This window comes from Streptomyces sp. NBC_00572 (assembly GCF_026341815.1).
In the GTDB taxonomy this organism is placed as follows: Bacteria; Actinomycetota; Actinomycetes; order Streptomycetales; family Streptomycetaceae; genus Streptomyces.
Genome location: NZ_JAPENX010000002.1, coordinates 502,040 through 513,630 on the forward strand (window position 1 = coordinate 502,040; position 11,591 = coordinate 513,630).

Below are 11,591 nucleotides of genomic sequence, written 5' to 3' on the forward strand. Positions count from 1 at the left end.
GCCGGCCGTTCGCCCGGGGTCACCGGTCCGGGCGTGGTCGGCACCCGTCGCGGGCCGAGGGCCCGCTCCCTGCTGAGGAACCGGGTTCGGTACGGCGACCAGGCGGGGTCCACGGGCGGCCTCGCGGGGCGCGGGGACGCGGTCGGGCCACGGCGGCTCGTCCGCCAGGCCTGTCAGGAGGTCAAGCGCCTCCTCGGCCGCGGTGAGCGCCGTCTCGCGCTCGATGAGGCCGAATCCCCGACGGGCCGACCCGCCGTCCTGACGTGCCACGTTCCACCCCCACACCGGGGGCGCACGCCCGGCGCACGGTCAGGGGCGTCGAGCGGGTGGCCCCGCGAAAGCCCCAGCGTACGCCCGAAGGAGTGAGCTGCGGCGGTCAAACGTCCAAGCAAGGGCGTTCGGTGGCGTCCACGGCTCATTCGGCTCGGCACAGAGCGGTGGAGAGCACCTTCATCGCGGCCGTCGCCGCCGCGTCCGTCATGGTCAGGCCGGTGTTGACGGACAGCGTGATCTGCCGCTCGCCGTCCGCGGAGGTGAAGCTGAACGTCTGGTATCCGACGACTTCTCCGGTGTGCCCGATGACCGGCCCGCCGGAGGGGCAGGTGTTGCCGTTGCTCTCCAGGCCGAGGCCGTAGGAACGCCCCGGCCGCCCGGGGTTCATGGGCTGCATGGCGCGCATCTCCTTCACCAGGCGGGGCGACAGCAGCCGGCCGTCGAAGAGCGCCCGGTAGAAGGTGTTCAGGTCATGGGTGGTGGAGATGAGCGTCCCGGTGGCCCAGTAGACGGCGGGACTGAACTCGGTGAGGTCGGTGGGCACGGCGCCCGGTCCCCTGCCTTCGAGCCATTCGTACCCGCTCAGGTGCCGGCCCGTAAGGCTCGGGGAGGTCGGGAAGGTGGTGCCCCTCAGGTGCAGGGGCCGCAGGATGCGGCGGTCGATCTCGTGCCGGAGCGACCGCCCGGTGACGTGCTCGACGAGCAGTCCGAGGACGACGTAGTTGGTGTTGGAGTACTCCCAGGTCGTGCCGGGGGCGGGCCTGTTCGGCGCGTCGGCGACGAGCGCGACGAGTTCCCGCGGGGTGTACGTGGCCTTCTGCGCGTCCCGTAACGGGTCGGGCTTCCTCAGCAGGACGTCGGTGTAGTTGGCCAGGCCGCTGGTGTGGTGCAGCAGCTGCCGTACGGTGATGTGCTCGCCGCCCGGCACCACGCCGGGGAGCTGTCGCTCGACGGTGTCGTCAAGCCGGACCTCGCCCTCGGCCACCAGCTGCAGGACGAGGGTGGCGGTGAAGCTCTTGGTCACGCTTCCGGCCCGGAAGCGGTCACCGGCGTGGGCGGCGCGTCCACTGTCCAGGTCGGCGGTCCCGCTGCTGCCGCGCCACACCCCGCGCCCGTCCCGTACCTCGGCCACGGCTCCGGGCACGCCGGCGGCGACGGTGGTCGAGTGCCTGCTGGAGCGCGGTCCGGTCGGCGCCGGGTGCGGGTACGGCGGCCGTGGCGGGGGTGCCGGCGGGCAGGAGCAGGGCGACGGAGGCGGCGAGTACGGAGACGGCGGTGGCCTTGCGGTGCTGCTTCATGTGGTTGACGGCCTCATCTGCGGCTGGAACGGCTGGAGTTGGCTTCAGCGTAGGCCGGTGGACACGAGTCGGCGATCATGACTGGGGAGGAGCGAGGGGACCCGGGGCCCTAGGGGGTGTCTTGTCGATCAGGCCGGATCAGGGAGCGGCGTCTGGTGCCGGGCATCGCAAGGCGGAGGAGGGAGGCATGGCGGAGCCATGCCGACCGACGACAACGCGGCGAGGCGCGGTGCCAGATGCCGCGAGCCCGGCCTGATCGGCAAGACACCCCCTAGGGGTGACCCCGAGGTCCGACGGGGCCCGTCCGCGCGTCGGTTGTCAGCTGCGTGCGAGCCGTTCGAGCACGGCCAACGCCTCCTCCGCGCGGGCGTGTTCCACGAAGAGGTGGTCGTGGTGGAAGCCGGCCACCACGTTGCAGCTGAGCCCCGCCTCGGCGAGCGCCCCGGCGACGGCGGCCGTCAGCCCGACGGCGTCGAGCGCGGAGTGCACCCGCAGCGTGATCCGGCCCGCCACGTAGTCGTACGGGAGGGAGGCGGTGTCCGCCTCCTCCTGGCGCACGACGAGGGTGAGCCCCTCGTCCTCGGCGACGGTGACGACGGGGGCGACCCCGGCCGGGGCGGGGCCGTCCACCGTGGTGAAGACATAGCGGCCGGGGTCGAGTTCCGGCCGCATCCCGGCGAGGAGCCGGGTCAGATCACGTTCCGCGTTCATGGCCGCCAGGGTAGGCGCCCGCCCGGCGGTTCCGTGCACGGGCGCGGGAGGAGGCGGCCGGCGTGGCTCAGCCGGTGGGCGGGGTGTCTCCGACGAGCCACATGGAGAAGAACTGGGCGCCGCCTCCGTAGGCGTGTCCGAGGGCCCGGTGCGCGCCGTCGACCTGGTGCTCGCCGGCTTCCCCGCGTACCTGGAGGGCGGCCTCGGCGAAGCGGATCATCCCGGAGGCTCCGATGGGGTTGGTGGAGAGCACCCCGCCGGAGGGGTTCACGGGGAGGTCGCCGTCGAGTTCGGTCACCCCGGCCTCGGTGAGCTTCCAGCCCTCGCCCTCCTCTGCGAAGCCGAGGTTCTCCAGCCACATCGGTTCGTACCAGGAGAACGGTACGTACATCTCGACGGCGTCGATCTCCCGCCGGGGGTCGGTGATGCCGGCCTGCCGGTAGACGTCCGCGGCGCAGTCCCGGCCCGCCTGGGGCGAGACGAAGTCCTTGCCAGCGAAGAGGGTGGGTTCGCTGCGCATCGCCCCGCCGTGCACCCAGGCGGGCGGGCGTGGCGAACGGGCCGCGCCCGTACGGTCGGTGAGGATCATCGCGCAGGCGCCGTCCGAGGAGGGGCAGGTCTCGGAGTAGCGGATCGGGTCCCAGAGCATCGGGGAGGCCTGCACCTTCTCCAGGGTGAGGTCGTGCTCGTGGAGATGGGCGTACGGGTTCTTGAGCGCGTTGCGCCGGTCCTTGTAGGCGACGAGGGAGCCGGTGGTGTCGGGGGCGCCGGTGCGGCGCATGTACGCGCGCACGTGCGGGGCGAAGAAGCCTCCGGCGCCGGCCAGGAGCGGCTGCTGGAAGGGGACGGGCAGGGAGAGGCCCCACATGGCGTTGGACTCGGACTGCTTCTCGAACGCGAGGGTGAGGACGGTCCGGTGCACGCGCGCGGCGACCAGGTTGGCGGCGACGAGCGCGGTGGAGCCGCCGACCGAACCGGCCGTGTGCACCCGGAGCATGGGCTTGCCGACCGCGCCGAGCGCGTCGGCGAGGTACAGCTCCGGCATCATCACGCCCTCGAAGAAATCGGGGGCCTTGCCGATGACGACGGCGTCGATGTCCGCCCAGGTCAGCTCCGCGTCCGCCAGGGCGCGGACGGCGGCCTCGCGGACGAGTCCGGCGATCGACACGTCCCGGCGTGCGGCGACGTGCTTGGTCTGGCCTATGCCGACGACGGCGACGGGCTCCTTACCGGACATGCGGCTCTCCTTCCAGGACGGCGACCAGGTTCTGCTGGAGGCAGGGCCCTGAGGTGGCGTGGGCGAGGGCGCGGTCGGAGTCGCCCCGGTGGATGCGGGCGGCGGCCTCGCCGAGCCGGATGAGGCCGGTGGCCATGACGGGGTTGGCGGCGAGCGCTCCGCCGGACGGGTTGACCCTCACGCTCTCGTCGAGGCCGAGGGCCCGGCGCAGGACGACCTCCTGGGAGGTGAAGGGCGCGTGGAGTTCGGCGGTGTCGACGGGCGCGTCGAAGGCTCCGGCGCGTTCGGCGGCGAGGCGGCTGGAGGGCGAGTCGGTGAGGTCGCGGACGCCGAGGGAGTGGGCCTCGACGCGGTGGTCCATGCCCCGGATCCAGGCGGGGCGGGCGCAGAGTTCGCGGGCCCGGTCGCCGGCGGCGAGGATCACGGCGGCGGCCCCGTCGCCGATGGGCGGGCAGTCGCCGGTGCGGAGGGGCTGGACGACGTACCCGCCCTGGGGGCGGGCGCCGGGCAGCTGGGCGTGGGGGTTCGCGGCGGCGTCCTCGCGACTGCGGGTGGCGATCGCGGCGAGGGCGGGTTCGTCGGTGGCGCCGGCGTCGACGAGCGCCTGTGCCTGGAGCGCGGCGAGGGCGACGGAGTCGGGCCAGAGCGGGGCCAGGTAGTAGGGGTCGAGCTGGCGGGTGAGGACGTCGCGGACGGAGCCGGGCGAGGACTTGCCGTACGCGTAGACGAGGGCGGTGTCGGCCTCGCCGGTGAGGAGCTTCACCCAGGCCTCGTACAGCGCCCAGGCGCCGTCGGTCTCGACGTGGGACTCGGAGATCGGGGGCCAGGCGCCGACTCCGTCGAGGGCCATGGTGAAGGAGAAGGCGCGTCCGGCCAGGTAGTCGGAGGAGCCGGAGCAGGTGAAGCCGATGTCGGAGGTCTTGAGCCCGGTCTGCCGGAGGACGTCGTGCAGGACGGGCATGACCATCTCGACCTCGGAGAGGTCGTCGGTGCGGCGGCGGTGGTCGCTCTGGGCGAAGGCGACGATCGCCACCTCTCGGTCCGGCCGGTGCGGCGTCACAGCAGCTCCTTGTAGGTGTCGTAGTCGGCGTCGGGCTCGCCGGTGGGCCGGTAGTGGTCGGGGTAGCGGCCGTCCTCGCTCCACACGGGTTCGACGCGCAGGCCCATCCGGACCTGGTCGTACGGGATGCCGGCGATGCGTCCGTGGAGGGCGAGCCCGGCGCCGTCGAGGGCGATGTGGGCGTAGACGTACGGGACGTCGATCTCGGCGTTCCTCGCCTTGATGTTGACGATGCAGAAGGTGGTGACGGTGCCGCTCGGCCCGACCTCGACCTGGTCGGTGGTGGCGATGCCGCAGGTGGGGCAGGCGCCGCGGGGCGGCACGTAGACCTTGGCGCAGGAGGGGCAGCGCTCGCCGACGGTACGGCGCTCGGCGAGGGCGTGCAGATAGCGGGTCTGGGCGCGGCCGGGGCTGTAGGTGTAGTCGAGGCGGGCGGGGGCGACGATGCCGGTGACGGGGTCGGCGAACCGCCCCTCGTGCGGACGTGGTTCGACCGTCGGGTCACTGTCGTGCGGCTCGAAGCAGGCGATGTCCGTGATCGCGCCGGAGCGTTCGGCGGCCCAGCGGATCCGGACCCGCATGCCGGTGCGGACTGCTTCGGGGCCGGAGGCGTCCAGGGCGTGCAGGAGGGCGGTGTCGGCGCCGTCGAGGCGGACGAGGACCCAGGCGAAGGGCGTCGCGAGGGGCTGCCCGGTGCGGGGCTCGGGGTTCCAGGCCCAAGTGGTGACGGTGCCGGTGGCGCCGACCTCGACGAGGTCGCGGAGCTCGGCGGCGGTGGCGGGGTCGTACTCGACGGGCGGGACGAGGACCTCGCCGGTCTCGGTGCGGACGCCGAGGACGGTTTGCTCGCGCAGGCCGGTGAGGAAGGCGGACTGGACGGGGCCTAGGGAGCGGGTGAAGGGGAATTCGACGACGAGGGGGGCTTGGAGGATTTCGGGGGGCGGGGCGGCTTTCATGAGCGGGGCTCCTTCGTAGGGTTGGGTTACGGGGCCGCTGCGCGGGGCCGTTTCCCCACCCCGCCGCTTCCCGTAACCGGGGTCTCCGCCCCCGGACCCCCGCGCGTCACATGCCGGCGAGGCTTGATGTCAGCCCGTGCGGCGTTCGAGGACCGGGGTCTGGGGCGGAGCCCCGGTTCGGGAAGGGGCGGGGTGGGGAAGGGTCACTCCCGGCGGTACTCCGGCGCCCGCTTCTCCGCGAACGCCCGCGCCCCCTCCTTCGCGTCCGCCGTGTCGAAGATCGGCCACCCGCGCTTCAGCTCGGCGGCCAGCCCCTCCGTCTCCGTCATCTCGGCGGTTTCGTACACGGACGCCTTCACGGCCTCGACGGCGAGCGGGCCGCAGGCGTTGATCCGGTCGGCGATGTCGAGGGCCGTGTCGAGCGCGGTGCCGTCGGGGACGACCCGTCCGACGAGGCCGATGCGGGCGGCCTCCTCCGCTGTGTACGGGCGGCCCGTGAGGAGCATTTCGAGGGCGTGGGTACGGGCGATCTGCCTGGGGAGGCGGACCGTGGAGCCGCCGATCGGGAAGAGCCCGCGCCGGACCTCGAAGAGGCCGAACGTCGCCGAGGCGGCCGCGACCCGGATGTCGGTCCCCTGGAGGATCTCGGTGCCGCCCGCGACGCAGTAGCCCTCGACCGCGGCGATGACGGGTTTGCGGGGGCGGTGGTGGCGCAGCATCGCCTTCCAGTGCAGGTCGGGGTCGGCCTTGAGCCGGTCCCGGTACTGCTCGCCCTCCATTCCCTTGCCGGCGAGGGCCTTGAGGTCCATCCCGGCGCAGAAGGTGCCGCCCGCGCCGGTGAGGACGACGGAGCGGATGCTGTCGTCGGCGTCGGCCTCCAGCCAGCCGTCGTAGAGACCGACGAGCATCGGCAGCGAGAGGGCGTTCTTGGCCTCGGGCCGGTTCAAGGTGAGTACGAGCGTGGCGCCTTCGCGCCGCACTCCGAGGTGTTCGGTGCCACCCATGAGGGTCTCCCGTCTCCAGTTCTGGAACAGGTTGCAGGAGCCGGGGGTCCAGTTCAATAGTTTTCTGACACTCAGTCAGATTCTTCTGCGCACCCCCTTCCCCCCGTCGCCGGTCGGCGCTCTAATGACCGCCGAGCCAGTGCGCACCCGTACGAGTCAGCGCGAGCCGGGGTCAGGAGGAACGGTGGAGTACAACCTTGCCGACCTGTTCGAATCGGTGGTCGACGCGGTGCCCGACCGCGAGGCGCTGGTGTACGTGGATCATCCGGGGACGGGCGAGGAGCGCAGGCTCACGTACGCCGGACTCGACGCCGCCGCCAACCGCATCGCCCACCACCTCATCGACGCGGGCATCCGGCCCGGCGAACACCTCGGCCTCCACCTGTACAACGGGATCGAGTACCTGCAGACCGTCCTCGCCTGCCTCAAGGCGCGGATCGTGCCGGTCAACGTGAACTACCGGTACGTGGAGGAGGAGTTGGTCTACCTCTACCGGGACGCCGACCTGGCCGCACTCGTCTTCGACGCCGAGTTCACGGACCGGGTCGCGGCGGCGCTGCCGCAGACGGAGAAGCTGCGGCACCTCGTGCGGGTGGGGACCCCGCCCACGCGTCGCCCGACCACCACCCCTCAAGGACCTGCTGCGCAGCACAGCGCCGAATTCGAGGGAGCGGCCGACCTGGACTGCGTGCCGTACGCGGTGGCGGAGGCGGGTGGATCGCCCGAGCGGGGCTTCGGCCCCCGCTCGGGCGACGACCTCTTCATCATCTACACCGGCGGTACGACCGGGATGCCCAAGGGCGTCCTGTGGCGCCAGGAGGACCTGTTCTTCGCGGGACTCTTCGGCGGCGACCCCTCGGGCGAGCCGGTGAAGCGCCCCGAGGAACTGGCCGAGCGGGTCGCGGCCGGTGGCGCCGGCATCACCTTCTTCCCCGCGCCGCCGCTCATGCACGGCACCTCCACGCTGACCGCGTTCATCGCCTTCAACTACGGCCAGCGGGTCGTCCTGCACCGCAAGTACGTCCCGGAGGAAGTCCTCCGCACCCTGGAGAAGGAGAAGGTCTCCAGCATCTCCCTGGTCGGGGACGCGATGCTGCGGCCCCTCGTGGACGCGCTGCGCGGGCCGCTGAAGGGCACGGACCTCTCGGCCCTCTTCAGCCTCTCCTCGTCCGGGGCGATCATGTCGGAGACCGTGCGGGCGCAGCTCCAGGAGCTGATGCCGAACGTGCTCCTGCTCAACAACTTCGGCTCCACCGAGTCCGGTTCCAACGGTCGTGCCACCGACGACTCCGGCCCCGCCAAGGGCTTCCGGCTCCACGTCAACGAACGGACCCAGGTCGTCGACCCGGCGACCCGTGCCCCCGTCGGCACCGGTGAGATCGGCCGGCTGGCCCAGCGCGGCCACGTGCCGCTCGGCTACTACAACGACCCCGAGAAGACCGCCGAGACGTTCTTCGAGCGGGACGGGGTGCGGTGGGTCCTCCTCGGTGACATGGCGACCGTGGACGAGACCGGGGTGGTCACCGTCCTCGGGCGCGGCTCCCAGTGCATCAACACGGGCGGCGAGAAGGTCTATCCGGAGGAGGTGGAGCAGGCGCTGAAGTCCCACCCCGACGTGTACGACGCACTGGTCGCCGGCGTGCCGGACGCCCGCTGGGGCAACCACGTCGCCGCGGTCGTACAGCTCCGCCCGGACGCGCCTCTGCTGGACCTTGAGTCCCTCCAGACGCACTGCCGTCCCCGCTTGGCGGGGTACAAGGTCCCCCGCCAGCTGGTCCTCACCGACCGCATCCAGCGCTCCCCCAGCGGCAAGGCGGACTACCGCTGGGCCCGCACGGTGGCGGTGGAGGCGGACGCGAGCGCCGAGGAACGCGCCTGAGGCGTGGCATGGCGAACGCCCCGTCCTGATGAGGACGGGGCGTTCACCGTGGGCGTGCGCCGCTCGGCGCTCCCGCTCCCTACCGGATCCGGATCCGGATCAGCTCTGCTCGGTGATGTTGACCATCCAGGTGATCCCGAACTTGTCCGTGCACATGCCGAACACATCGCCCCACATCTGCTTGTCCAGCGGGACGGACACGGTGCTGCCGTCGGACAGCTTCTCCCAGTAGCCGCGCAGCTCGTCCGCGTCGTCGCCGCTCAGGCTCACCGCGAAGTTGTTCCCCGGCGTGTGCTCCATGCCGGGCGGGGTGTCGGCGCCCATCAGAGTGAATCCGCTGGGCGTCTCCAGCATGCCGTGCATGATCTTGTCGGCGTATCCGGGGGGCGCCCCCGCGCCGGAGTCGCCGTACGTGTTGAGGGCGAGGCTGCCACCGAGGACCTGCCTGTAGAACTCCATGGCCTGCTTCGCTTCACCGGAGAAGCTGAGGTAGGGATTGAGGCGAGTGGTCACGCCTGGCTCCTGTTCTTGTCACGCCGAGGCGATGTCGGTCGTGGGCGGAGGTCCGATCTTCCACCCGCATCCGCCCGTACGGCCGAGGCGCGCCGCACCTGAGCCGATCGGCCCAAGGGCGTCGTCGGTCCGGGTGTGAGCCGTCCTGGACCAAAGATCCCGCCGGTAGGGCTGTCCGATGCCGAGCGGCCCGGGCGGCGGGACCTCACCGGAGTCCGAACTCCCGCAGTGCGGCGAGGAACTCCGTGGGCCGGTCCGTGTGGACGAGGTGTCCCGACTCGATCGTCACGAGGCGGGCGTCGGGGATGCGGTCGGCCAGCCAGGGCAGCCGGTCCTGGGAGATGTGGCTGGCCGGGCCGCCCGCGACGACGAGGGTGGGGGCCGTGATCGCGGGGAGCTCCTCGCACCAGGCGGGGTCGGGGGCGTTCAGCTGGGCGTTGGTGGCCGGGACGATCTCCCAGTCGAAGCCGAGGGGACCCTCGGGGCGTGCGACCCACGGGCGCGGCGGGTCGAGCGGGAAGAAGACCGGCGGCTCCTCCAGGACGAGCCGGCCGATGAGCTCCGGCTTCCGCTGGGCGAGCAGATACGCGGCGCCGGCGCCCATCGAGTGGGCGACGACCGTGGCGCCGGTGAGGCCGAGGGCCTCGATGAAGCCGCCGAGTTCGTCTCGGAAGACGTCGAAGCCGTAGCGACCCGGTCGGTCGCTGAGTCCGTGGCCGCGCAGGTCGACCGCGTACACCCGGTGGTCGGCGGCGAGTTCCGTCGCGATCCGCGTCCAGGTCGTGCTGTTCTCGGTGCGCCCGTGCACCAGGACGACGGGCGGGGCGCCCTCGGCGCCCTGTACCCGGTAGGCGAGGCGTACGCCGTCCACCGTGACCGTACGCACCTCCGGGTCGAGGAAGGCGGCGATCGGGTGGACGAACGCCTCCGCGTCGTCCACCCACGGGAAGTGTCCGGCGCCCGGCAGCACGACGAGTTCGGCGTGGGGGAAGTGGGCGGCCGCCTCGGCCGCCATGGCCGGGGTGGGATTCGCGTCGTACTCCCCCGCCAGGATCAGGACCGGCGCGGTGAGCGCGGTGAGCGCGCGGCGGGTCGCCTCCGGGTCGTAGGCGCCCTCGCCGTGGTAGGCGACGGCGGCCTCCCAGTGGATCTGCCGTTCCGCGCCCGCCGCGTGTTCCTGCGCGGCCGCGTCCCAGCGGCCGTAGGCGAAGGGGGCCGTGATCTCGCTGACGCGCGGCAGCGGGGTGTCCGGGCCGATCGTGTCGAGCGCGGCCCTCGCCTCCGCGTACCAGGGCCGGTCGGCGAAGAGCTCGACGGCCTTGTCCCACTCCTCGTCGGTGGTCTCGACGCCGACCGCGCGGCCCGTGGAGGTGACGAGGACGAGGGAGCGGATCCGTTCGGGGTGGGCGGCGGCGTACAGGGTGGCCAGGTTCCCGGAGGCCGAGTGGCCGAGGAGGTCGATGCGCTCCAGACCGAGGTGGACGCGGAGCGCCTCGACGTCGCCGACCTGCCGGTCGCAGCGGTAGGTGCCGGGGTCGGCGGGCTCGGCGCTCGCCCCGGCGCCTCGGGGGTCGAGGAGGACCAGTGCGCGGTGGGCGGCGAGTCCGCCCAGGTCGCCGAGATAGGCGGTGTCGCGCATCGGTCCGCCCGCCAGGCAGACCAGGGGCTCGCCCTCCCCCACGATCCGGTAGGCGAGTTCGGTCCCGTCGTACGAAATGATCTTGGGCATGGCGTCGATCCTCACGGACCCCGGGCGATCTTCGCAACGGGTTTCACCGAGAGCGCGATACGGTGGTCGGACCGTCCCCGATCAGCGAAGGAACCGTTCCACCGTGGCCGAGACCCGGGAATCCGCACTGCGCGGCGACTGCGCCAACTGCTTCGGCCTGTGCTGTGTGGCGCTGCCTTTCGCGAAGTCCGCCGACTTCGCCGTGAACAAGGCGCCCGGTGAGCCCTGCCGGAACCTCCAGGAGGACTTCCGCTGCGGCATCCACACCCGGCTGCGGACGAGCGGTTTCCAGGGCTGCACGGTGTACGACTGCTTCGGCGCCGGCCAGCAGGTCTCCCAGGTGACCTTCGGCGGCGTGTCCTGGCGCGAGGCGCCGGAGACCGCGAGCCGGATGTACGACGTGTTCTACGTGATGCGCCAGCTCCACGAGCTGCTGCGCTACCTCACGGAGGCGCTGGCCCGCCCGGCGGCCCGCCCCGTCCACGCCGAGCTGCGGACGGCGCTCGCCCGCGTCGAGGAGCTCACCGGAGGCTCGGCGGACGACCTGGAGAAGCTGCGGGTGCCGGACGTGCGCGCCGAGGTGAACCAGCTGCTCCTGCGGACGAGCGAGCTGGTCCGCGCCACGGCCGGCGGCAAGCCGAAGAGCCGGCGCGGGGCGGACCTGCTCGGCAAACGGCTGCGCGGGGCGAAGCTGCGGGGCACCGACCTGCGCGGGGCGCTGCTGATCGCCGCCGATCTGACGGGGGCCGATCTGTCGCTCACGGATCTGATCGGCGCGGACCTGCGGGACGCCGATCTCTCGGGCGCGGACCTGACGGGCGCCCTCTTCCTGACGCAGCCCCAGCTGAACGCGGCGCGCGGGAACGCCGAGACCCGCCTTCCGGAGGGTTTCGAGCGCCCCGCGCACTGGGCGTCCTGACCTGGGCCGTGT

At 72.5% G+C, this 11,591-nt stretch carries 11 protein-coding genes; 2 read left to right on the forward strand and 9 right to left on the reverse strand.

Annotated elements, in window-relative coordinates; genetic code table 11:
* Positions 1–415: 415 nt before the first annotated feature.
* The 7 genes from OG514_RS34590 to OG514_RS34620 all read right to left on the reverse strand — a co-directional run bounded on the left by OG514_RS34590 (position 416) and on the right by OG514_RS34620 (position 6,539).
* A complete protein-coding gene (locus OG514_RS34590) occupies positions 416–1,417 on the reverse strand; it encodes a serine hydrolase (protein WP_266901507.1) in 1,002 nt (333 codons plus the stop codon).
* On the reverse strand, positions 1,317–1,571 hold the full coding sequence (locus OG514_RS34595) for a hypothetical protein (RefSeq protein WP_266901509.1): 255 nt from the start codon (positions 1,569–1,571) through the stop codon (positions 1,317–1,319). The genes OG514_RS34590 and OG514_RS34595 overlap by 101 nt, the downstream gene beginning before the upstream one ends.
* Positions 1,572–1,889: 318 nt before the next feature.
* Complete coding sequence (locus OG514_RS34600; RefSeq protein ID WP_266901511.1) at positions 1,890–2,282, reverse strand: ACT domain-containing protein; 393 nt, start codon at positions 2,280–2,282, stop codon at positions 1,890–1,892.
* Between the two features lie 67 nt (positions 2,283–2,349).
* On the reverse strand, positions 2,350–3,519 hold the full coding sequence (locus OG514_RS34605) for a thiolase domain-containing protein (RefSeq protein WP_266901513.1): 1,170 nt from the start codon (positions 3,517–3,519) through the stop codon (positions 2,350–2,352).
* Positions 3,509–4,579 (reverse strand): thiolase domain-containing protein, encoded by a 1,071-nt coding sequence (locus tag OG514_RS34610; protein ID WP_266901515.1) that lies wholly within the window; start codon positions 4,577–4,579, stop codon positions 3,509–3,511. Before OG514_RS34610 ends, OG514_RS34605 begins: the two co-directional genes overlap by 11 nt.
* The gene (locus tag OG514_RS34615) at positions 4,576–5,535 is read right to left on the reverse strand and encodes a Zn-ribbon domain-containing OB-fold protein (RefSeq protein ID WP_266901517.1); all 960 of its coding nucleotides are present in this window, start codon (positions 5,533–5,535) and stop codon (positions 4,576–4,578) included. Before OG514_RS34615 ends, OG514_RS34610 begins: the two co-directional genes overlap by 4 nt.
* A gap of 203 nt (positions 5,536–5,738) precedes the next feature.
* Positions 5,739–6,539: a crotonase/enoyl-CoA hydratase family protein gene (locus OG514_RS34620; protein ID WP_266901519.1), complete on the reverse strand. Its 801-nt coding sequence runs from the start codon at positions 6,537–6,539 to the stop codon at positions 5,739–5,741.
* Positions 6,540–6,723: 184 nt separating this feature from the next.
* Here OG514_RS34620 and OG514_RS34625 point away from each other — a divergent pair, with 184 nt between their 5' ends.
* Positions 6,724–8,418 carry an acyl-CoA synthetase gene (locus OG514_RS34625; protein WP_266901521.1) on the forward strand — a complete coding sequence of 565 codons (1,695 nt, stop codon included), beginning with the start codon at positions 6,724–6,726 and terminating at the stop codon, positions 8,416–8,418.
* A gap of 99 nt (positions 8,419–8,517) precedes the next feature.
* Here OG514_RS34625 and OG514_RS34630 read toward each other — a convergent pair whose 3' ends face one another.
* Positions 8,518–8,931: a VOC family protein gene (locus tag OG514_RS34630; protein ID WP_266901523.1), complete on the reverse strand. Its 414-nt coding sequence runs from the start codon at positions 8,929–8,931 to the stop codon at positions 8,518–8,520.
* 205 nt (positions 8,932–9,136) lie between these two features.
* Complete coding sequence (locus OG514_RS34635; protein WP_266901525.1) at positions 9,137–10,660, reverse strand: alpha/beta fold hydrolase; 1,524 nt, start codon at positions 10,658–10,660, stop codon at positions 9,137–9,139.
* A gap of 103 nt (positions 10,661–10,763) precedes the next feature.
* Between OG514_RS34635 and OG514_RS34640 the strand changes: the two genes are divergently transcribed.
* Positions 10,764–11,579: a pentapeptide repeat-containing protein gene (locus OG514_RS34640; protein WP_266901527.1), complete on the forward strand. Its 816-nt coding sequence runs from the start codon at positions 10,764–10,766 to the stop codon at positions 11,577–11,579.
* The last annotated feature ends 12 nt before the right edge of the window (positions 11,580–11,591 follow it).

What these genes read in the sequence shown, in the direction of transcription:
- OG514_RS34595 (WP_266901509.1), bottom strand. Translation starts at nt 1,571, where the DNA reads ATGAAGCAGCACCGCAAGGCCACCGCCGTCTCCGTACTCGCCGCCTCC.
- OG514_RS34600 (WP_266901511.1), bottom strand. Translation starts at nt 2,282, where the DNA reads ATGAACGCGGAACGTGATCTGACCCGGCTCCTCGCCGGGATGCGGCCG.
- OG514_RS34605 (WP_266901513.1), bottom strand. Translation starts at nt 3,519, where the DNA reads ATGTCCGGTAAGGAGCCCGTCGCCGTCGTCGGCATAGGCCAGACCAAG.
- OG514_RS34615 (WP_266901517.1), bottom strand. Translation starts at nt 5,535, where the DNA reads ATGAAAGCCGCCCCGCCCCCCGAAATCCTCCAAGCCCCCCTCGTCGTC.
- OG514_RS34620 (WP_266901519.1), bottom strand. Translation starts at nt 6,539, where the DNA reads ATGGGTGGCACCGAACACCTCGGAGTGCGGCGCGAAGGCGCCACGCTC.
- OG514_RS34635 (WP_266901525.1), bottom strand. Translation starts at nt 10,660, where the DNA reads ATGCCCAAGATCATTTCGTACGACGGGACCGAACTCGCCTACCGGATC.